Source organism: Bdellovibrionota bacterium (assembly GCA_040386775.1).
Taxonomy (GTDB): domain Bacteria; phylum Bdellovibrionota; class Bdellovibrionia; order Bdellovibrionales; family JAEYZS01; genus JAEYZS01.
In genome coordinates this window covers 171819-194803 of record JAZKEU010000008.1, presented here as the reverse complement: position 1 = coordinate 194803, position 22985 = coordinate 171819, and the positions used below count along the sequence as shown (strand labels likewise).

At 37.3% G+C, this 22985-nt stretch carries 17 protein-coding genes; 13 read left to right on the top strand and 4 right to left on the bottom strand.

Features of this window, described 5'->3' with window-relative positions; genetic code table 11:
• Positions 1–37 precede the first annotated feature (37 nt).
• Positions 38–1597, top strand: coding sequence for a peptide ABC transporter substrate-binding protein (locus V4596_03870; GenBank protein MES2768261.1), 1560 nt, complete (start codon positions 38–40; stop codon positions 1595–1597).
• Positions 1598–1655: 58 nt separating this feature from the next.
• Here the strand turns inward: V4596_03870 and V4596_03865 are convergent, their stop codons facing one another.
• Entirely contained in the window at positions 1656–1880 is a 225-nt protein-coding gene (locus tag V4596_03865; protein MES2768260.1) for a hypothetical protein, read from the bottom strand.
• Positions 1881–2151: 271 nt separating this feature from the next.
• Between V4596_03865 and V4596_03860 the strand changes: the two genes are divergently transcribed.
• The 4 genes from V4596_03860 (at position 2152) to V4596_03845 (ending at position 6581) form a co-directional block, all read left to right on the top strand.
• Positions 2152–3882: an HD domain-containing phosphohydrolase gene (locus V4596_03860; protein ID MES2768259.1), complete on the top strand. Its 1731-nt coding sequence runs from the start codon at positions 2152–2154 to the stop codon at positions 3880–3882.
• A 167-nt stretch (positions 3883–4049) separates the two neighbouring features.
• Positions 4050–4550 (top strand): hypothetical protein, encoded by a 501-nt coding sequence (locus V4596_03855; GenBank protein MES2768258.1) that lies wholly within the window; start codon positions 4050–4052, stop codon positions 4548–4550.
• A 9-nt stretch (positions 4551–4559) separates the two neighbouring features.
• Positions 4560–5906, top strand: coding sequence for a DUF4105 domain-containing protein (locus tag V4596_03850; GenBank protein ID MES2768257.1), 1347 nt, complete (start codon positions 4560–4562; stop codon positions 5904–5906).
• Positions 5907–6029: 123 nt separating this feature from the next.
• Positions 6030–6581, top strand: a complete 552-nt coding sequence (locus V4596_03845; protein MES2768256.1) for a transposase — start codon at positions 6030–6032, stop codon at positions 6579–6581.
• 139 nt (positions 6582–6720) lie between these two features.
• Here the strand turns inward: V4596_03845 and V4596_03840 are convergent, their stop codons facing one another.
• Positions 6721–7833 (bottom strand): Glu/Leu/Phe/Val dehydrogenase, encoded by a 1113-nt coding sequence (locus V4596_03840; protein MES2768255.1) that lies wholly within the window; start codon positions 7831–7833, stop codon positions 6721–6723.
• A gap of 273 nt (positions 7834–8106) precedes the next feature.
• On the opposite strand from V4596_03840, the gene V4596_03835 reads away from it, so the two are divergent.
• Positions 8107–10140: a hypothetical protein gene (locus tag V4596_03835; protein MES2768254.1), complete on the top strand. Its 2034-nt coding sequence runs from the start codon at positions 8107–8109 to the stop codon at positions 10138–10140.
• Between the two features lie 7 nt (positions 10141–10147).
• Here the strand turns inward: V4596_03835 and V4596_03830 are convergent, their stop codons facing one another.
• Positions 10148–10801 carry a hypothetical protein gene (locus V4596_03830; GenBank protein MES2768253.1) on the bottom strand — a complete coding sequence of 218 codons (654 nt, stop codon included), beginning with the start codon at positions 10799–10801 and terminating at the stop codon, positions 10148–10150.
• A 358-nt stretch (positions 10802–11159) separates the two neighbouring features.
• Here V4596_03830 and V4596_03825 point away from each other — a divergent pair, with 358 nt between their 5' ends.
• From V4596_03825 to V4596_03795, 7 genes are all read left to right on the top strand, one after another.
• Positions 11160–11693 (top strand): site-specific integrase, encoded by a 534-nt coding sequence (locus V4596_03825; GenBank protein ID MES2768252.1) that lies wholly within the window; start codon positions 11160–11162, stop codon positions 11691–11693.
• Between the two features lie 132 nt (positions 11694–11825).
• Positions 11826–12533 (top strand): outer membrane beta-barrel domain-containing protein, encoded by a 708-nt coding sequence (locus V4596_03820; GenBank protein MES2768251.1) that lies wholly within the window; start codon positions 11826–11828, stop codon positions 12531–12533.
• Positions 12511–14091, top strand: a complete 1581-nt coding sequence (locus V4596_03815) for a hypothetical protein (GenBank protein MES2768250.1) — start codon at positions 12511–12513, stop codon at positions 14089–14091. Before V4596_03820 ends, V4596_03815 begins: the two co-directional genes overlap by 23 nt.
• On the top strand, positions 14088–17354 hold the full coding sequence (locus V4596_03810) for a tetratricopeptide repeat protein (protein MES2768249.1): 3267 nt from the start codon (positions 14088–14090) through the stop codon (positions 17352–17354). Before V4596_03815 ends, V4596_03810 begins: the two co-directional genes overlap by 4 nt.
• Positions 17355–17385: 31 nt before the next feature.
• The gene (locus V4596_03805; protein ID MES2768248.1) at positions 17386–19569 is read left to right on the top strand and encodes an AgmX/PglI C-terminal domain-containing protein; all 2184 of its coding nucleotides are present in this window, start codon (positions 17386–17388) and stop codon (positions 19567–19569) included.
• A gap of 86 nt (positions 19570–19655) precedes the next feature.
• Positions 19656–20732, top strand: coding sequence for a cytochrome-c peroxidase (locus tag V4596_03800; GenBank protein ID MES2768247.1), 1077 nt, complete (start codon positions 19656–19658; stop codon positions 20730–20732).
• Positions 20713–22377, top strand: coding sequence for a DAHL domain-containing protein (locus V4596_03795; GenBank protein ID MES2768246.1), 1665 nt, complete (start codon positions 20713–20715; stop codon positions 22375–22377). Before V4596_03800 ends, V4596_03795 begins: the two co-directional genes overlap by 20 nt.
• 15 nt (positions 22378–22392) lie before the next feature.
• Here V4596_03795 and V4596_03790 read toward each other — a convergent pair whose 3' ends face one another.
• The gene (locus tag V4596_03790; GenBank protein ID MES2768245.1) at positions 22393–22779 is read right to left on the bottom strand and encodes a hypothetical protein; all 387 of its coding nucleotides are present in this window, start codon (positions 22777–22779) and stop codon (positions 22393–22395) included.
• Positions 22780–22985 lie beyond the last annotated feature (206 nt).

The window sequence follows — 22985 nt, the reverse complement described above, 5'->3', positions numbered from 1 at the left end:
ATGACATAAGAGTCGTTAATATGTTATCGGTTTTTCTATGGCTCATATTAAGACTTTTAGCTATAAAAACTTGATCGTAAAAATCTCATTGATTGTTGCAGTAATGTTGCTGACGACAACAGCATTAAAAGCAGAAGAGCCAGTCTTTAAGTTTTTCTTAACTATGTCGCCCCAGACTCTCAACCCAGCTCATTTCTATGGAACAGAGACAACCTACTTAGTGTCTAACCTTTTTCGAGGGCTCTATAGAGTCGATAGCAAAAAAGGAATTGTTCCTGAGGGTGCTGAGAAATGCAGCTGGGATGGATTAAAGCTAAAATGCATATTGAATAAAAATGTAAAATGGAGCGATGGCGTTTCTGTAAAAGCTCAAGATTATGAAAGAGCCTTTAGGCATCTGATCAATCCAGAATCTAAAAGTCGTGAGGTCGCTCATCTTTTAAAACTTAAAAATGCGAAAAAAATATTGGAAGGTTCCTTAAAGCCTGAAGCCCTTGGTGTAACTGCTCAAGATGATTTTAATCTCATCTTTGAATTTGAGACCAAGGATCCTGAATTCATAGCCAGATTGACATCGACGGTTCTGGTTCCATGGAGAGTTCTTCCGGACATAAAAAGAGCCACAGAAAAAAATATAGAAATTTTGGTCAACGGTCCTTACAAGCTTAAAAACTTTAATAATAAAAAAGCTTATTTAGTAAAAAATGATTTTTATCCTTTTGGTAATCCCTCAAGACCTGACGTAGAAATTTATTATGTCGAGGAAAGCTCAACGGGACAGAATCTTTTTGATCTTGGAAAAATTGATTTGGTTCATCAACTGGTAACAGCTTTTATTCCTAAATATAAAGACAAAGATATGTTCAACGTACTTTTTTCTAGATTTGATTACATTGGATTTGGACCAGAGTTAGAGGGAAATATTCACTTTAGAAAAGCTCTTGCCATGAGTGTTGATTATGAAGAACTTAAAAAATTAATCTATGCCTCGGGCATGCCGGGCTGTCCAAGTCTTACAGATACCTACATTGATAAAAGACAATGTTACACTTTTGATGTGAAAGCTGCACAAAATGAACTCAAAAAAGTTCCTAAAGAATTATTAGAGAAGAAATTGACCATAAAATTCAGTCGTGCGAGTGGTGAAGAATTATCTCGCATTATTGAATGGTATCAAAACCAATGGAAAAAAAATCTAGGAGTTAATATTCAGATTGAAATGATTGAGCAAGGAATGTACCTACAAGATTTAAAAACCAATACTCCTGCCCTTTTTAGAAAAGGTGTGGTTCTGGATCGCCCAACTTGTCTTTCAGCTCTCGAAACCTTTCAAAAAGATAATGTGGATAATTTTATTAAATTCTCAAATGAAAATTATGAAAAAATTCTTAAAAAATTAGAATTTTCAGAAAATGAGAAAGAGAAGAAAAAACTGTGTTCTGCGGGTATTAAAATACTAATGGATGAGTATAGAATCATACCTCAGGGCGTTCTTCACTACACCATGTTGAAAAGCGATCGTTTTCAGGGAATTGAATTCAATGAATTGAATCAGCTCAATCTCTGTAATCTTAGATCGACTCGGAGTAAAAGATGAAAAAAAAGCTCAGGGAGAAATCACTGAGCTTTTTTGGAAACATATTATTTATGATATCTTAAGCAGCTTTACGTCTTTGAAGAGCCTGCATTTTTTTGTCGAAGTCAGAAACCTTAACACCGTCTTTGTTTACAAGACCTTCTTTAAACCACATATAGTGTTCTTCGCAGAATCCCGCTCTTGTATCTTTCTTTGAGCAGCCTTCACCTCTACACTTTTTTGGTAATTCTAAAACTTTCCCAGGTGCCGGATTTGTATTTGGTTGCTTATTTTCTTTTGCCATTGTGTTGTTCCCCTTTTAAGTCTTTAAGTAATGTCCGAACGTCTGGTTTCTAGTTAAATTTTCGGACAATCCACTATTCGGAGGTCCGGAGACCAAAGTGTAGAAACTTTTTAGAAAATTCATAACGTGTTGAAATGAAACAACTATAAGTTCTACCGCTAGTAAAATTCAAATTAATAAGTTTTTCCAGTAATTTAATTCAGTTTGGTAAAAGTTAAGACGATAAATTTATTGGTGGCATCGGTGATATGCATAAAGTTGAAAGCGGTGAATGAGAAAAATAACTAAGAAAAATAACATGCCTAGGTCAGTTCCTGTTGAAGATCAAAGTGAGTTACAAGCTCTCTTGGATGTAGGTAAAGCTTTATCCTCTGAACATGAGACCGAAAAAATTCTCGATATGATATTAGAAGAAGCCATCAACAACACTCAAAGTGATGGCGGTAGCATTTATTTGATCGAAAAAGTTCCACAAGATAGCATGGGTGGTGCTCGCCCTAAATTCAGCCACAAATTAAAATTCCATAAGAGTTTAAACAAAAGTTTATCTTATATCCAAGAATACAACAAATTCATGAACATCGATAACTCAAGCATCGCTGGTTACGTAGCTCTTTCTACAGAATCTATCACAATCAAAGATTGCTATGAACTTCCAAAAGATACGCCATTCACATTCAACTACGATTTTGACAAGAGTTACAATTACAAAACAAAATCTGTTCTCGCCGTTCCCATTAAGACAAACAAAGGCCGTGTTGTAGGCGTTGTGCAATTGGTGAATAAAACTAAAATTTACCGCAGAACAACAGATCCAAAGAACAAAAAAGCTCAACCGATTTCTATGGAAAACGTGATCGCTTATTCAAGCCATGACATCAGACTGATGGAAGCCTTCGCCTCTCATGCAGCCGTTGCCCTTGAGAATGCAAAACTAACCCAAGATATCGAAAAACTATTTGATAGTTTCGTAAAAGCATCAGTTACCGCCATCGAATCCAGAGATCCATCGACATCTGGTCATAGTGACCGTGTTGCAGATTTGACTTGTGGGATGGCGGAAAAAGTAGATGCTTCAAAATTAGGTATATATAAAGAAATCAATTTCTCTTTACAACAGATGAGAGAACTTCGTTACGCTGCCCTACTTCATGATTTTGGTAAAATCGGCGTAAAAGAAAATGTTCTCTTAAAAGCTAAAAAACTTTATCCTTATGAGCTTGAGAGCATCATGCAAAGACTTGATACCATCAAGTACAAGAACGAGGCTACAGTTTGGAGAGAGATTGCAGAGCAAGCTACAGAGGTGGTTGAAGAATTAAAAACTCTTCAAGAAAAGCCTCACATTTGTGCCTCTTCGGGCTGCGCTCATCTGGTGCACACTGCAAATGATCAAAAAACTCAACTGGCACAGGCTCTTTGGAAAGTGGATGGATTCAATAGAAAGATCGAACAAATCCGTGAATCTATTGTTAAGGCCAACGAGTCCCAAGTTCTTCAAGGTGATTTGAACATTAAAGAATTAGTGGAATTCATCGAAACTCTTTCTAAGAATGTGAATCGTACGATTTTAATGCCAGAAGAAAAGCAAAGATTATTGATTCCAAGAGGAACTCTTTCTCCAGAAGAAAGAAAAGAAATTGAATCTCACGTATCACATACCTTCACGTTTTTATATCAAATTGCTTGGACAGATGATTTAGGTGGTATTCCTGAAATTGCTCACGCCCATCACGAGAAATTGGATGGAACTGGCTACCCTCGTGGACTCAAATCAGATCAGATTCCAATTCAATCTAGAATGATGACAATCTGTGATATCTATGACGCCTTAACGGCAATGGATAGAGCTTATAAGAAATCAGTTTCTAATGAACGAGCACTTGATATTTTAAATCTTGAAGTCAAAGAAGGTAAACTCGACAAGAATCTTGTTGATCTATTTATCGAATCTGGCGTTTACAAGATCGTACAGAATTATAAGAAAAAAGCTGCTGCTTAATTGTTGTATAAATGTTGCGTATAATTTGCTCTGCCCTTTTACGTCACCTATTTTTCGAATTAGACACTTCATTTTTTTTAAATGCAATAAATTCTATTTATCATGGCATTCAATATGCATTAATATCACTTTGGATAGAAATAAAGTTAAAAAAACAGGAGAAAATTATGACAAAGAAATTTATTTTAGCAGTATTTGCAGGAATATTATCAGCTCAGGTTTCATTTGCTGATTGTACAGAAATATATAATGAACAAAAAGAACATACACTAATTAGCCGAATCAATACGGCTGGAAATGGTCTTATATCAGGTACAAGTTTAGGTATGCTTGCTGCTGTTACAGTCGACTCTCCTAGTAAAGGTCTGGGAACGGGACTAGCTGTATCTGGTACATCATCAACGGTACTTACAGCACAACACTTACGTGCTGTAAGTTTAAATTCAGTAATAAGCTTATTTCAAGAGTCTGAAGTCGGAGCAGGACTTTACCTAACCAAAGCAACTCAAGCCTTAAATAGAGATACAAAATCTAAAATTTCATCTGCTCAGGTAGCAAAAACAATACAATCTTTGAATGCAAAAAATGCTCTTTGTCAAAATCCTGAAAAACTTTTAACTTTTAATGAAGTTGTTATGGTTGTAAAAAATCAACTTTTGGCAGATTAGTAAATTATTTTGAAAGCAGGATTTGTGCAGCACTTAAAAATTATACTTCAGATAATATTGATTTTTAGTGTGAGCACACCTGCTTTTTCCTATGAAAGAAAACTCTACGATCCTTTTTATGAAGAAGTAAAGAAAAGACAAGAGCACGCTGCCCGAGCTGAAAGAATAATAAAAGAGCAAGAGCTTAAACGTTTTAAAATAAAGAAGGCTAAAGAATTAAACTTTGTTCGAGCTGATACAAAAATATTTCTAGAAAATTTGAAAACTAAACCTATTTATGGAATCGAGCTTTTAACAGCTGGATCCAACATAAATGAAATCGCAAGTGCCTTTGGGCATTCCACGATCAGATTGATTATGGGGGAAGACCCTCTTGAAGATATAGTTATTGGCCCAGAGGCATTTATTGATGATCCTGATGTAGAGATGGGTAAAGGAATGATGGGTGGCTATACTATTATTCCTCGAATAATGACATTTATGGATTTTCTAATTCAATATCATCGTGGAGAGTATCGTTCTATAACACGAACAATTATTCCAACCACAGATCTTATGAGAAGAAATTTGATCAGTGCCTTTCTTGATCTTAATAATCGCCCTTTATCCTATGGAAAAAACGGTTATAAATTTAAAACTAACAATTGTGCATCCATCGTTTTTAAACTTTTAAGTCGAGCTAATATAATTAACGGTAACGATAATGGAACAGGATCTGAAGAAATAGAAAAATTATCTCTATTATCCATGGTCCCTGCTCTTGCACCTTACACGGCTCCGTTAGGAATATTAACGGCGGATACACCTAAACTAATTGTAAATTCTTTGTATGATATTCTCTATGCGACGACTATTCCCGGGGCTTATATACCTGCTGCCGATGTATTCTTCGATGAAATGAAAAAGAATGGAAGTTGGTTTTTAGGCAAAAAATCAGAAAAGTGGACAAAAGAGGATATTTCTATTTTTCCCAAACTCTCAACTAGAGCTTTATACATGCTTTATGTCGGTCCAATAAAAATGCGTAAACCCTTAAGAGAGTATGTAATCTCGTTATTAGAGCAAAGAGAAATTGATTTGTATGATGTTTATAAAATGACATCTTATAATCAAAAATTATATGAAATCTGTGAGGATACTGCCTGCGCTAAAGAGCAATTCGAAATCATTCGAAAAAATTGGACTAAAGCAGAAAGATTCCAGACTGCGGCTATTTGGGGAGTATCAACTAATAAAAAATATGACCTAAAAAAATATTTTAAATTTTATGATTTTACTGACGGATATTTATCACCAAATCAAGTTTACAATCAATATATGCAAAATCTTTTTGTAGCAGACCTTGGACGCAAATAAGATCCACAAATAATATTGTGAACCCTCTATCTGCTAGCCATCGTAGCCAGAAACTCAATAACTCATTGCATTTTTTTATAATGATCCTTGAAATTTTTTGTCAAATTTATTATATTGCCCCATATGAAATCAACACAAACAAATTTTCTTAAAAATCTTAATGTTTCTAATAAAAAATCTCACGGAGGCCTTACCGAAGGTAAAAGAAAAACCGCTCGTCCTATTTCCACCAAAAAGTGGTCTCATTTGGTTTTGAAATCTAAGAAAGCCAAAGGTCCCTTAAGCCTCTCTCATCCTAAAAATATGACACAAGTGAAATACATCCTAAGAAAACAAGCCTCAAAGCATGGCGTAGAGATTACTGATTACGTAAACATGGGAAATCATCTTCATTTAAAGGTAAAACCACATTCAAGAATAGGATTTCAGAAGTTTCTAAAATCAACCACGGCCATGATTGCAAGAAAAGTAACGGGAGCTAGGAAGGGGTTTAAGTTTGGAAAGTTCTGGGATGGTTTAGCATTCACTAGAGTGATTCAATCGAGTTATGAGTTATTTCAATTAAAAGGTTATTTTGAAGCTAATCGCTTAGAATCTAGAAAAGGATATCAAGAAAGGCTTTCTTACTTAAATTCTTTTAATGCCTGGTTGAGATCTATGAGACTTCAAGCTTAAAGAAAATAAGAAAACCAAAAGAAAGACAGCTGAAAATACTTTTTCAGCTGTTAACAAGTGCCCTCAAGCCCCTCTTCAAATACTAAACACAAAAGCACGCGTTAGCCCCAGGACGTATCCCACCATTAAATACCCGATTCTATCTGTCTTCAACTTTAAGCGTACCGTATGTTCTTGGAGAATATCCGCTATGCTTTTGTTTTAACTTCCCGATTTGAGCGATACGTCTTTCTGCAAGTTTATCCGCTGCAAGATTAGTAGGGATGTTTTCTTTTTTCGCGATATCAAAAATAGCGAGAGTGTTATCGTAAATAGTTTGAGTCTTAGCAAACGCTCTTTCTGGAGAGTAATTTTCTAATTCTACGAATACGTTCATTAAACCACCAGCATTGATCACATAGTCTGGAGCATATAGAATTCCGACTTCTTTAAGTGCTTGTCCATGTCGTTGTTCTGCCAATTGGTTGTTTGCCCCACCCGCGATGATTTTTGCTTTTACTTTAGGTATTGTTTGATCGTTAAAGATTGCACCCAATGCACAAGGAGCTAGAACATCACACTCTGTGAAGAGAATTTGATCCTTATCCACTACTTTAACGTTAAATTCTTTTTCTACTTTTTTACATTTGTCAGTGTCGATATCTGCAACTGTAACTTGCGCACCTTCTTTAATTAGATACTGAACCAAGTGGTAACCCACGTTTCCTAAACCTTGAACCGCTATACGAACACCTTTGAGTGAATCTGTTTTTAGCTGTTCTTTTACAGAAGCTTTAATCCCCATCAAAACACCGTGTGCAGTGAATGGTGATGGATCGCCTGATCCGCCTAACGCTTTTGAAATTCCAGTGACCCAACGAGTTTCTGCGTAAATCCATTCCATATCTTTTTCGCTCGTACCCACATCTTCTGCCGTAATGTATCGACCGTTTAAAGACTGCACGTACTGTCCGAAAGCTCTAAATAGTGCTTCGTTTTTTTGTGTTTTTGGATCGCCAATGATAACTGCTTTACCGCCTCCAAGGTTCAATCCGCTAGCAGCTGCCTTGTAAGTCATACCTTTTGAAAGTCTAAGCACATCCACTAACGCTTCTTCATCCGATGCGTAATTCCACATTCTTGTTCCGCCGAGGGCTGGACCCAAAGCTGTGTTATGGATTGCGATGATGGCTTTAAGACCTGCATCTTTGTTATGACAGATAACGATTTCTTCGTGTTCACCTTGTTTCTCGATAAGATCAAAAAGCTTCATATTTTAGGTACTCCATAAACATTTCTGTAAAACATATGGTGGCTAGTATTCGGCCACACTTAAAGAACAGTTTGAGGAGTCATGTAATCACTTAAATTCATGAAATTCAAACGTTACATTACGAGTAGATGCAGAGCTTAAAAAATGCTTAAAAAGCACTCAAGTTCCATAAAAATACGTATCAAAACGATATTAAGAGTTCTTAAAGTTCAACCTTCAAAACTTCCGATAAGTAGTATTAACAGCATAATGGAACGTCATTGGGGTTTTATAATGAACTTATCTAAAAATAAGGTTTTATTTTTATTCGTAATTTCTGCGTTTGTAATTCTATTCAATACAAGCTGTAGCAGAAAAGTTCAGGATAGCTCTATCCTTCAGATTTCATTGCCCGCTGGAATGAGTTCTAAAATAACAGAATTTAAATACTCAGAACCTATGAGCATGCAGAGCGTTTCTGTGCAAAGTGAAGATAACGGTGCGGAGTGGAACTCATCTCTCAATCCCGAAACCATTGCTGATGTGAATTGTTATATGATCGCTGTTTCAGGCCCAGAATCTGATATGAGCAGAAATACCTGTGTTACAACCACTGGACAAAATTTAAAAGTGGGTCGTTTTGTCGGCGGTATCGCCGCAGGCGCTACCCTCTCCCTTGAAGTTCCTTCTGGATCTCAAAGGGAAATCACGATAGTTGGATTCAAAGCCACCGCCGGAGCTTGCACAAATTTTAAAACTACTGATGTCAGTGGATTGTCGCTCTCAGAACCACATATTTTGGGAAAAATAATTAAAGATCTTTCTCCTGGAAGCGTAGCTGTTACGGTTCCTGTCACAGTGAATGCTACAACATTAAAAATTGATGATTGCTCTGGGCCCGATTTTAACTTTGAACATGCTCCGCTTTATTTCGGAGATAAAACTATTGCAGATGGTACAGATACAATCAGTACAAGCACAACTTACTCAGGCCTAGGTGGTGCTTCATTTCAGGTTACAAATTTTAATACTCAACCTGCAAATCCCAACGAAGCTTATACGTTTATCCAAACTTCCGCTTTTCCTTCGGGCATTGCGGTTGACGATGAAGTGATGTTAACGATTCAAGGTCAATCTGGTGCATGGACTGTGCTTAATGGTGTTCCTACCATCGGTCCTTGTGGATATCGTGCCTGGGATGGGCGTTATCAATTTGGTCGAGTGGTGGCAGTCACTTCGACTCCCAACTATGGGATTTATATTTCCAAAGGAACATTCTTTGATAAGTTGGATTGGAATCCTGCAATCAGTGCTTTTGATCCAACTCTAAAATCTGCAATCGTAGCTCACATTGGGGCAACACCTGATCCCGCTAATGATTTTTGTAAAATGAGAGTTTCAAAAGTACTTCACTTTTATAATCTGACTATAAATAATGGAGTGAGCATTGCTCCAGATATGTTTGAACTCAATATGGGAAATTCTGGTATTTTACCAATCCGTGTTGCAAACAATTTAACTATGTTAGATGGCGCTATCATTGATGGAAATGGTACAGGCTATATGGGAAATTCGACTCGTCACGGTAGCGGTACAAGAGGAGCCTCTTCTCTAACTTGTGTAGCAAGTCCAACGGATACAGGATCTGGAGGAAGCTGTTCTCCTGATGCTAGAGGCGCCGGTGGTGGCGGACATGGAAATCCTATCGGCACAGCTTCGCCTTACTCTGGAAGTGGTGGCACAGGCGGAGGTGGAGCGCAAATTGGTGGCCAAGGTGTTGGTGATGATTGCGGTGATGGATCTTGCTTTGGATTTTTAACACACAAAATATTTATGGGTGGTGCTGGTGGAAGTAGCATCAATAGCTTAGCAAGTACTGGCGGATCTGGTGGCGGTATAATTTATATTATGGCAAAAAACTTGAATGTAGATACAAATGCTAACGTAATTATTAGTAACAATGGTGATGACGGACAGTCCAACTCCTCCTACGCAAATTATGGATCTGGTGGTGGTGGTGCTGGAGGATCAACTCTTCTCGGGTTCCAAAACTTTACTGCTCCCGGAACAGCACAAATGGATATTCAAGCTTACGGTGGAAATGGTGGTCTTGTGTCTGGTGCTGCGACAAATGGATCTGGCGGCGGCGGTGGCGGCGGAGGCAGAGTCCATATCATCGGTTGCAATACATCGACAATACCTGTGACCTCTGCCCTGCTCAATCTTCAGTTGAATGGTGGTAGCGGAGGCATCTCTTCGAGCGGTGGTTCTTCTGGAGCCGCAGGATATTCAGGATCTGTCGTAAAAGAATCTGTTCCATGTAACTAGAAGTATATCATCTAGTTTTTTTGAGTTTTCTTTTAGCCTTCTTAGAAGTCTTAATCTTTGATTTGGCTTTCTTAATGGACTTGGTTTTTTTGAAAGATTTTTTGAGAGACTTCTTTTTTTTCTTAAATGTTTTCTTCTTTTTAGGTTTTATTTTCAAAGAGACTGTTTTTGATTCTGTTGAAAGTTTAGTAAAAAGTTGATCCATTTTTTTCTCTAAATCTTGAATCGTGCTTTGGAGCTTCTTATTTTCATATTTAAGTGAGTCCACTTCCATCATTTTTAATGGAATCATCTGGTCTCTGAATTTCAAAAGAATATTTTCAAAAGAGTTCTGAATCTTCCCACCCAGCTGCTCGAACACTTCCCTTTTTTCTAAATTATCACGACGTAGGGTTTCGACTTCTCTTTTTATGCGAGAAAGCTGGATTTCTGATTCTTTATTTGAAGATTCGAACTTCTGTGCGAGAAGCTGAGGCGCATTCTGTTCAGGATTTTGTTCTACTAATTTCATATACCATTCAAGTGATTGATGGATGTGTGCGGGTGCTCCTTGAGGAGTTTTCATCCAACGGGTCCACGCCGAAGGATCTACTTTTAAAAGTTTACAAATTTGTCGTCTAGATAAACCAAGTTTCAACCGAATAGATTCTAATTGTTCCATCTGAGGGCCGCCTTTCTAGAGATTAAAAAATCTCATTCACGAGAAAAAGCATATTTTAATGTTGTGAAATAAGCAATTGATATTGTGATTTACGCATTTTAATATTGTGTTTCACAATTTTTAATTCAAAATATATATAACTATATGTTTTTACTCGTATTTATGGCAAAACCATAGCCAAGTATGCTGTTTTTCAATTTAAACTACATATTATAGTTATAAGTTATAGTATTAAGTACTTGTAATTACTATTTAAATAGGTATGATGATTAGAAATGACCTCAAAAAGGTTGTTTTTCGAAAAAGGGAAATTCGGACTCGCGAGGCAAATTGAAAGCATAATTTTGAGGCACACACTATGGCAACGTCTACCCGTTACTCTCTCAATAAGAATAAATATCTTCTGGAACCTGAGTTAGAAAAACTCAATTCTCTTCTCGACTCTTACATGGACACGGACACGAGAAATTGCCTGCTTCTAAGACTCGCCTTGAAAACTGGCGCGCGAGCTCAAGAGCTTTTAAATCTTAAAAAAGTAGATATAAATACCTATGAAGAATCCATTCTCATCCGCGGAATCAAAGGAAGCAATGATCGAGAGATTCCACTTAAAAATGACGTATTTCGCCTCCTTAAAAAATATTCTGACCAACAAGACACGCAACTTCTTTTTCCAATCAGTTATTCTCGCTTAAGGCAAATTTGGGAATTCTATCGTCCTGTTCCTAAGAAATTTCATTGTTTGCGACATACTTTTGCTATTCAAATATATAAAAAAACAAGAGACATTCGACTTGTGCAGGTAGCATTAGGTCATCGAAATGTCATGAATACGATGATCTATGCGGACTACGTTTATTCTCAGCAAGAATTAAAGCGATTAATTCTCTAGAAGCTGGGCGTAATTTTGTAATGTCAAATTTTATAGTGTCTTTGTCTTTGACTTAAAGAAGCTTAGCTTTCAGACTTAAATAGAGGTGCATATGCACCGACCAATATTATTGATTCAAGGAAGGATCGCATAATGAAGTGGCTAGGCTTTCTTAGTGTTTACTTATTTATATTCTTAACTCTTTTTGTCTCTTCATTCTTACCTTCAGAAGTTATCGCTGCTGAAGCAGAGGAAGATATTTTTGCAGTTCCAAAAACCTACGCAGTTCAAAATCGCAAATACAAATTGGGTGGCCAATATTCGGCACATTTAGGTTATATGCCGATGGATTCTTTTACCAAAGGTGTTGTCCTCGGAGCTTCCTACACGAAATATTTTTCTGATTTTACCGGCTGGGAAGTGATCAACGCCAATTGGGTTATGAGCATTGATACAGATTTAAAAAAACAATTGACCGAAGAATTCGCGGCAGATCCAGGACAAATTCCAGATTTTCCTGAGTGGTACATTACGACAAATATAGTTTATACGCCAATCTACAATAAGAACTTACTCTTTAATAAATCTGTAATTTGGGGAGATATCACCTTTGTCGCAGGACCGGGAGTAGGTTCATTCAAGAACGATGGCGTAAAACCTCTCGTGAATGGTGGAGCAATTCTTAGATTTTTCTTAAACGACAAGGAATCCATCAAAATTGATATTAGAGAAAACCTTCCGTTCTTAAGCACGGGAGTGGAACCTTTCTTATTCATAGGCGCAGCTTACACTTATCAATTTGACTCGAAAGAGAAAACACAAGGCGAAGAAGATGATTTTGAAAAAGAATTTGCTAAGTAGTAAATATACTGTAGCCATTTCTTTGATTATCCTTGTTGGTTTAACAGTGGGATCATTGAAGCTGACGGCGCAAAATATTCCGTCTGGTAAATCTACGACGGCAGTTCCTTTTCAGGATAAAATGGAAAAGCCATACAAGTATGAGCCCATTGATCCGGAATATTGGAAAATTGTAGAAGAACGCTTGGGAGATGAAAGTTATATCAAACTTATCGAAGATGGCTTGGAACTTCAGGAAGATTATGGAGTGGATTCTGACGATGGTATCGAAGGACTGCTCGCCGTCGGTATCGCCCTTCGCCACATGAAGCTTTACTATGCTGCAACTATGGTTTTAAAGGAAGTTGCTCTAAAAAGAATTTCATCAGAACTTGCGTCTAAAGCTCTCTACGAATTGGCCTTGATTGATCAAGAATCCTATCTCGATCCAGTCGATATGGTCGATGACTTTTTGAACAGCAATGAGTTTGGCACCCTTCATCCGGATATCCAAAGTTTTGTCAGCTACTATGTTTCTATGAGTGATTTGATCAACGGTTTTAAAGACTGGTCAAAGATTGAGGCGGCTCAAGTCAAAAGCCAATCTTACTGGTCACAAAAAACTCAGTACTTGAAAGCTTTAAATGAAATCACCCAGAATAAATTGGACGAAGCGGAAGCAAGACTTTCTCGAATTTCTCAGAATCCAAATCTTGCTGCTAAACTCAAGAAAAGAGCCAATCTGCAAATTGCGAGAATCAGTTTTGAAAGAAAAGATTTTACTAAAGCTGCAAATATGTACAAAGAACTCAAAGATTTTCCGCAGCGTGAAAAAGGAAGAATACTTCTTGAGAGAGCTTGGTCCAATTATTATTTGAAAAATTATTCTGAAAGTCTCGGCATTCTTCAAGGTTTAAAAGCTCCTGTCTATATGGTTTCTGTATCTCCTGAACGCTATGTTCTAGAGATGATCATTTATAAGCAGCTTTGTTACTTCGAAAAAGTAAGCTCAGTGGCAAAAGAATATTACACCGTATTTGGCAAGGCGATCAAAGACATTAAAAAGCGCCAAGATCTTAAGAAGAACGTTGTTACATCTCAACTTGCGATGTCGAGCATGAGAATGCAAGAACAAGCAAACTTCATCAATCAATTGAGGGATGAATTAGAGATCGTTAAAGAAATGGATCTCAAAGATTATAAATACTTTAAAGAGATCGAAAACAATTACAAAAATAAAGATCAAGAAATTCAAAAAAGACTTTATCTTTTTATGGACCAAGTCTATCCATTGGTTTCAGAAGAAATTCTAGATTCTGAAGAACAAGTCAAGTTTTTGGATTACACAGCAAAACTAGATGCACTAAGAATTGTCCGTAAAGGTGAAGAAAGAAATTATCAGTCAGAAAAAATTTCTTACGTTAAATTCGACAAGGTTTACTGGCCCGTGGAAGATGAATATTGGATTGATGAACTAGACGATTACCAAGTTCTTATTCGCAGTCAGTGTGATCAATCAATGCCATCATCATCTGGAGATGAGGGAATCATCAAGCAGTTTGGGGAGGAATTCAAATGATCCACCAAATGATCAAAAAAATCATACTTACTGCCCTCTTGGTACTTTTTTCTCTAACTTCTAATGCCCAGTTGATGAAGCAAAAAAGTTTAGCGGAGCTTGAATCTGATCTTAAAAAGATTGAGCTTTCGATTAAAACTACTCAAGATAGAATTAAAACCATTAGAGATGCCAATTTCCTTCCAGATCTCTATTTGGTTCTTGCTGAATTATTCGTAGATAAATCTCGTTACATGTACAGCATTAAAGTCATGAAGAATAAAAAGACTCCGCTGGATGAAATGGATTTTGCAAATGAAAAACGTCCTAAGCTTTTTGCTATCGAGACATACCAAAAACTAATCGAAAAATTTCCAAATTTTAGAGACAGGGATAAGGCTTTATTCTTTATGGCCCATGAACATCGCGAGATGGGGCAATTCGAAGAGATGATCTTAACTTATCAAAAATTGATTTCACAGTACCCGCAAAGCCCTTTTTATGCGGAGAGTTTGATCATTATCGGTAATTTCTTTTTTGAAGAGAAAAAAGAATTAGAGAGTGCCATTGGTTATTTTAAACGGGTTATCAATTTAAGAGACAATCCTTTTGTTCCTCTTGCAAGATATAAATTGGGATGGATTTACATCAACCAAGGGAAATTCCTAGATTCGCTTCTTTCGTTTGAACAAATCCTAACTACCGATGCAAAGATCGATACATCTAAACTTCCAGAAATTTACAGAAAAACAGATGTTAAGCGTGATGCTCTGGTTGCTATGGCTTGGCCATATAGCGAAATTCCACCGGTAGTCCTTAAGAAAATGGGCAAAAACAGAGTGGAGCCTGTGGAGTACTTTAAAGGACTTTCGAATAATAAAATCTCATATCAAAGAGCATTGGCTCGCTTAGGGAGACGTCTAGGCGTTAAGCAAAGATACATTCAAACGACAAAAATCTACTTTGAACTCTTAAAGATGACCAAGAACGTAGAATTAAGAATTGAAGCTGTGGAAAGACTCTACGAAGCCATGAAGAACTCATTAAAAGATTGGCCGGTTTATGGTTACACGGAAATCGTAGCTGATACGATCAACCAGGTTCGTTATTCTCCAGATGTGGCTCCAAAAATGAAATTCCAGCACGATAAGAACTTTGAAATCTACGCCAGAGATGCGGCGACTAGAGCTCAAGTGCGTGCAAGATCCACGCGCAGTCCTTCAGACTATAGACTTGCGATCTCGGCTTACAAAGCTTACCTGTGGGCTTTTGGGAATGGAAACAAGAATGGAGAAAAATATTCTAATGCCATTCGCCTAAACTTGGCAGAAAGTTATTTTAACTTAAAAGAATTCGTGAACGCCGGTAAAGAGTACGAGAAGTTAGCCAAAGAAATTAAAGTTCCAATAAAAAGAAAATCGTATTTGGATTCAAGTATCGAATCATATACGGCAGCTCTTAAAAATCCAGAAGCCCTGAACAGAACTCAATTAGCACAAGCCAGAAATGGCATCCGAGATGTGGGACTCTACTATGTAAAGTCTTATCCAACAGAAGGTGCTGTTCCTTCGATTATATTTAATGCTGGTAGGTCTTACTATGATGAGCGTGATTTTAAAGGATCGGAAAGAGTATTGTTCCAATACATCACTAAATTTCCAAATGGAAAAGACGCAGCCACTTCTGTGGATCTGATCTTAGATGCTTACAACCAAAGAGAAGATTATAAAGGTTTGACGGTTGCTGGTAAAAAAATCATTGGAATCAAAGCTTTGTCGGGATCTCTCAAGAAAATGGTTTCAGATATTATGAACCAGTCGGAATACAAAAATATCCAGACTTCGATTGCTGATTTTTCTTCTGACAATTATTCAAAAGAACTTTTAAAATTCGCAGAAAAGTACAAAGGCACGAATCTTGGAGATAGAGCTTTATTTGAAGCTTTTAACTCTTTAAAATCTAAAAAAGATCCTGGGGCATACATTCCTGGTGAAGAATTATTGATCAAACATGGTAACTCAAAATATGCAAAAGAAGTGACCATGGAAATGGGTAAACTCTCGCTACTTACGGCTGATTTTAGAAGAGCGGCAAAATACTTTGAAATTTACTCGAACAAATATCCAAAAGATCCTGAAAGTAGAAAGCTTCTTCAAAATGCAGCTCAGATGAGAGAAACTATGGGCGACTTTGAACAAGCGAGAAAAGATTATTTGGAGCTTGGCGATCGTACTGCGGTGGCAAGATCAGACTTCAGTGCCAACCAATGGTCAAAGTTGATTGGCTCGGCAAAATCTGTGGGAGGCATGCAGGGGTCTTACTATATGGGTATTGCAGCTTACAGATTGAATAACATTGGAACTGCTCAAAATTTCTTAAGACAAACAGCCGCGAACAAAGGTGGTTCTTTCGAAGAGAAAACTTGGAGAGCTCATGCGCTTTACCTTCTTTCTATGGAAGCGATGAAGCAGTATAAAGAAATTCAATTGGAATCTGGAAAAGAAGCTCAAGCTGTTCAAGCTAAAACAAAGATCCTCACAACACTTACAAATCAATTGAATCAAGTGATCACGAGTGGAAACGGAAGATGGTCCATCGCCGCCCTTTATGGTTTAGGACAAGTGAATAAAGAGTTTGCGGACTTTATTAAAAGAGCTCCGATGCCTCCAGGACTTACTCCAGATCAAGTGAACCAGTATAAGGCAGCCATTGCAGGACAAGCCAAAACTTACGAAGCAAACGCAAACAAGTTCTTTAGTGAATGCGTGAAGACTGCTGAAAAGTTTGATGTTTTCACAAATTTTGTAAAAGGTTGTCAATCCGGCGGACAGATCATGGTGGACGAAGAATCAGAAACTCAATTGCTAGTCTCTGCGGCTGATAGCACTCCACCGCAAACATTCCAAATTCGTAAAAAACTTTATGATGAATCTAGAAACCCAGATATCCTCTTAAAACTTGCGCAAACTTATGCGGAAGGAAGAGATTATTCTATGTCGGTGTTGATCTGTGATCGGATCTTGGAAATTCAGCCGACTTTTGCACCCGCTCAGGCTCTTAAGGGCACAAACTATATGTTTATGAATAATCTGGAGTTGGCTTTTGATGCTTTCAAGAAAGCTCAGAAACTCAGTCCAGGTCAGCCAACAGCGGCTTGGGGTATCGCCGCTCTCTACAAAGAATTTGATTTCAAATCCAAAGTCGGTAGTGCCATCGAAAAAGCAAAGAGATCAGGATCACCGTCCAGTCCAGTTCATCCATTTGTTCGAAGTGTAAGGCTTTAATAACCTTACACTTCCTCCGATAATTTAAGTGATGAACAATCGTAAAAGTTTACCCAATCCTTTAGTAGTCTCTATTTCTCACAAAGGGGAAATAGTTTTTGAGCATGTATTCAATGAATGCCCGATCACTTTAGGTCGTAGCTCGAAGTGTGATATTCCACTACAGAATTTTGATTTCTTGTCTCGTCAACACTGCTCAATCAGCGTTACAGATGATGGTGTCATCGAAGTTTCTGACTTGGACAGTTCCAATGGAATTTTCTTTGAAGGAAAGAGAGTTAAGCAAGCGATCATCTTAAATTCTTCACAAGTCGAAATTGGAGAAATTTTAATTCAATTACAACTTGAAAGACCTCTCGAAGATCAACCGACTGTGGTTGAAGCTTATGATCCTGAAGATGAAAAAACTCCAGTGAGAGAACTTCTGAACAAAAGACCAACTCCACCAAAAGCTGCTGCTTGTCCAGTGGTTGACGCTGCAAAAACTCATCAAAGAGATATGGAAGCAGAATTTGGAAAAAAACTTGGCAATCAAGAAAAATCTGAAGTTAAAGAAAAAGCTCGCATTCCTTTCAGTCCGACTCCAAAAAAAGCTCAAGACGTTATTCCTCAGATGGTTCACTTCAATGGTGAACATAAACCTTTAGATAAATCTCTGATAGATCTTAAATACAAAGAGCAGGAACCGTCAGTTTCCCAAGTAAAACCGAAAAAGAAAAAAGAAAAATCTGCCGTTGCCAAGAATGTTTCTTTCAGTGCTCGCCCTAAAGTAGAGTCGCCAAAGAAATTGACTTATCATCATCAAGCCGCGCAATTGCGACCTCAGCAACGAGTTTTGGAAAGTTATGTGACGTGGAAAGATCAAATTTATGATCTCCATCAATTCTACGCTGGCGATGATGTAATTATTGGGCCAGGATCCTCTGCAACTGTAGATATCCCCGTCTTGAATAAAAATCTAAATCTTGCAAAGTTTGACGGAATGAATACCCAAGTATTTATTCCGCAGAATTTGCAATTTGCCTTAGAAAGTTATGTCAGCGAAAATGAATCAAAGTCTTACTCTTTTGAGGAGTCTGCATTCAGTCCCACTGTTACCCGAAAGAAGAATTACTATACTTTAAAGCTAGGTCCAGCAGAACTTGTTTCTGTAAAACTAACTCCCGATGTATCTATTCACTTAAGATACGCTCCAGCTCCTAGGCAGCTTTCAAATCAAATGCGTCTCATCAAAGACGAGGAAATGAAAACTCCAGGAATGGTGATCGCTGCAATTGAGATGTTTATTCTCGCAGTTATTTTTTTAACAAAGACAAAAGAACCTGAATCTCCGCAAAAAATTATGCAAGAACGTGTTGCGAGGCTTATCATAGAGCAAAAACCGCCTCCTCCACCACCAGAAGAGAAAAAACCTGAACCACCAAAAGAAAAAGTGGCTCAGAAAAAACCAGAGCCAAAACCAGAAAAGAAAATTGTAGAAAAACAACCGAAGCCTAAAAAGGTTGTAAGACTTCAGAAGTCTAAACTTCTCATGAAGGTAAACAAATACCCAGTAGAAGTTGAAAAACCCATGAAGGTTGCAGAAAAACCAGTTGTAAAAAACATCCAAGCTGTTGGAGCTCTTGCTGCACTCAGTGCCGTTTCATCCAACACTCCGCCGTCTGATGTCCCAGTTGCAATCAACATCAACAAAAATGCTGGGGGCCAAACTGCCCTCAACACTGGTGGTGTCATTGGTACACTCAAAACTAAGTCTGGAAAATTAGCAGCAGGAGGATTAGCCTCTGTTAAAACAAAAGGTTTAGGTTACGGAACAGGAACTGGATACGGTGTTCAAGGGATAAAAGGAACCGCTGGATCTAGAGCTGTTGCCGGAACTGTTGTTGGTGCTCCTTCTTTGGTTCGTCTTGGAAAAGAGGATGGATTATCAAGATCGCAAGTGATGGACGTTGTGAAGCGCTACATGACTCAGATTCAACAGTGTTATGAAAGATCTTTGATCGATACTCCGGGACTTGCAGGTCGCGTAGAATATGAATGGGAAATTTCGGCCAAAGGTGCTGTTCAGTGGGCAAAGGTTAAGAAATCAGATATTTCTAGTGGCGACAACTTGAATAAATGTGTCACTGCGATCTTTAAAGACATGAAGTTCCCAGTGGCTACGAACGGTCAAAACACAATTCCAAATATTGGATTTCCATTTGGAAGACTCTAGGGATTTTGATACTTTAAGCACAGTCTTTAACTCAAGTTCTAATATTCTTTAGCCGATCTAGATAGATGAAACTAAATTGGTTGAGTATGTCATTCACAAAAAAACTCTTCCTTACTCTGATGCTTGTTGCAATAGTGGTTATAACTCAATTTGGCATTACAAAATTCAAGACAACAGCTCGCTCACCTTCTAATGTTGATTTATCAGAAAAAATAGATGAAGAAGAAATTGAGATGAGCGGTATTTTTGGTCCTCTTCGGGCTCCAAAAAAATACAATCCTACAAAAATTGAAATAGGACGTCTTCTTTTTAACGATCAGAGGTTATCAAAAAATAATACGGTTTCTTGTGCTTCTTGCCACAATCTCATGCATGGCGGAGCAGATAATCGACAATTTGCTATTGGAATTGACGGATCAATTGGTGATGCAAATACTCCTACTGTTTTTAATAGTGCATTGAACTTCCGACAATTTTGGGATGGTCGAGCTGAGACCTTATCCGAACAGGCAGAAAGCCCTATCCATAATCCAAAAGAGATGGGATCCAATTGGCCTGAGATCGTTGGAAAGCTAAATAAGGACAGCAAGCTTGAACAGTTATTTTCAAAAGTTTATAGCGATGGAATCAATCAAAAAAATATTGTAGATTCGATTGTTGAATTTGAAAAAACTCTGATCACATTAGATGCACCATTCGATAAATATCTAAAAGGTGATACTGCGGCACTTACTGAACTCCAAATTTCTGGTTACAAAAAATTTAGTTCCTATGGATGCGTTGCTTGCCATCAAGGGCAAAATATTGGAGGCAATATGTTTCAAACTATGGGCATTGCCGGTGATTACTTTAAAGAACGTGGTGGGTCTTATCCTTCTGACTTAGGTCGCTACAATATTACTAAAAATGAGATGGACAAACACACCTTTCGAGTTCCAAGCCTTCGAAATGTAGAGCTGACGGCACCTTATTTCCATGATGGCGCAGTAAAGACACTTGAGGAAGCTGTGAAAAAAATGGCACGCTTTCAGTTGGGCCGATCGCTGAGTAAAGAAGATACGGATGCAATTGTCGCTTTTCTTAAATCACTAACAGGAAAAGCTCCTGATACCATCAACGAGAGTACTTCTCAAGGAGCCCGCAGTGGCGAAAATAGCAAGTAAAAGTAATTTGTATTTAATTGTTATACTTATAACACTTGCTGTGATGGTGTTTACTACAAATAAATCAAAAGAAGAAAGCTTAGAAAGCCGACACAATACTCTTTCTACTTTAAGTGAATTGAAAAATATTGATCACAAATTGAATGAAGATATCTTGCGCCTTAGAACTTTTGTTTTAGAAAATTACGATTCAGTGGTGAAAAATATCAATCGATCAAAGCATATTTGTGAAGGACTGCAAAGGACATATGAGAGTCTTGAGTTATTAGAATCTATTAACACTTATTGTGAGGCAATCCAACTCAAAGCTTTAAATATCGAGCAATTCAAATCTAGAAATTCGGTATTGAAAAGTTCGATTAGGTACCTACCCGTTCTCGCAAAACAAGTAAAGCCTTCTGGCTTGAGAGCAAAAATAGAAATTTTGCTCAATGAGACCTATCGATATAGTTTAAACCCAAGAGATGAACTTGTTAAAGAAATTCAATTTCATCTCGACGATCTACGAAAAACATCTTCTTTGAGTAAAGCAAATGTAGAAATCATTAAAAATTTTATTTTTCATACTGATACTGTTACAAATCAGGCAAGAGCTCGTCAGACGCTTGAAGTCGAAATTCTTTCAGACCGTGTTAAAAAAGCAATTCATGGCTTAGAAAGTAAATATTTAAAATGGTTCTCTCATGAAGAAAAAATTGCATCATACTATCGTGCAGCACTCATTTTTATTTGTGCATTCTTAGTGTTTGCTCTTTCATCAATATTTCTTCGCTTACAAAAAACAACTTCACAATTGGAAGAATTGAACGAAAATTTAGAAAATAAAGTAAAAGCACGAACCTTAGAATTGGAAAGACAAAGCTCAGTACTCCAAAACGCTCTCAATGAAATAAAAAATATCGATAAATTAAAGGCCGAAAGAGAAATTGCAGAAAGAGCAAATCGAGCCAAGTCGGAGTTTCTAGCCAACATGTCTCACGAGCTTAGAACTCCGATGCATGGCATTTTGAGTTTTGCACGCTTTGGACAGCAAAAGATTGAACAAAGCTCTAAAGAAAAACTGAAAAGTTATTTTGATGAAATTTATGATAGTGGTTCGAGATTGATGTCGCTACTCAATGATCTCCTTGATCTCGCAAAGATGGAGTCAGGAAAGATGACTTACTCGTACTCAGAGGGCGATCTTCTGAATATGGCTCGAATCGTGAGTTCAGAGATGAGTGCTTTTGCCAGTGAAAAAGGATTGCGAATCGAAATTTCTGAAGAATCAGCATTTGCAATTTTTGATTCCGACCGACTCATGCAAGTAATACGCAATCTACTTTCAAACGCAATAAAATTTTCTACAAAAAATACAGCTATACAAATCAAAGTAGAACTCTTACATGAAAAAGTCAGATGCTCTATTTCAAATAAAGGTGTAGGAATACCTGCTGAAGAACTTCAATTGATCTTCGATAAGTTTGCTCAGAGCAGTAGAACTCAAAATGGTTCCGGAGGAACAGGACTCGGTCTTCCAATTTGCAAAGAAATTATAGAACATCACAAAGGATCAATTTGGGCAGAAAGCGCCACAGAAAATGAAACGCGCTTCATTTTCGAAATTCCCAGCGCCGTGGCAGCAGTTTCCTCTAAAGCGAGCTAAGCTTTAATTTTGTATCTACTGAGGGCACTCATTTTTTAAATAAATTATAGCAAATTCATAATTGCCAGCGTAGTTAGGTTCTATTGTAATTGCGCCTAATTTTATTAATGAATCTACGTCCTTTATAGCTTTTAGCAATTCTGAGCAGGTCCATTTATTTTGATCGGCTCTAAGTTCTAGTGACTTTGTTAGAAGGTTCAAGTAGGCGATTTCAGATTCCTGACTAAAAATGTATCTATGACTTGTTATTTCATAATTTAAAAACCTCACTTGATGATTTGTATAGAGATCTCTGATTATTTCAACGCTTCTTTCATAATCAGAAAGACTGCCGCCTTCTCTGCCCGCCCATGCTTGAAAGGTTGTTACTAAAACCATAAATGATAAAACCAATGCTTTCATAAAACTTCTCCTTTAATTGCTGTTGACGGCAATTTAAACTACGCAGGAATAAACCACTATCTTTAAAGAAATTAAGTGTTTATAAAGATAAACGAGAATTTTTTTCAGGTGTATAAATACTAGCCGAAAATTATAAAAATTTTCAATGTTTACAAATGTAAACACTTTGTTTACTTAAACTGGGCATAATTAAAGATTAATGTGTA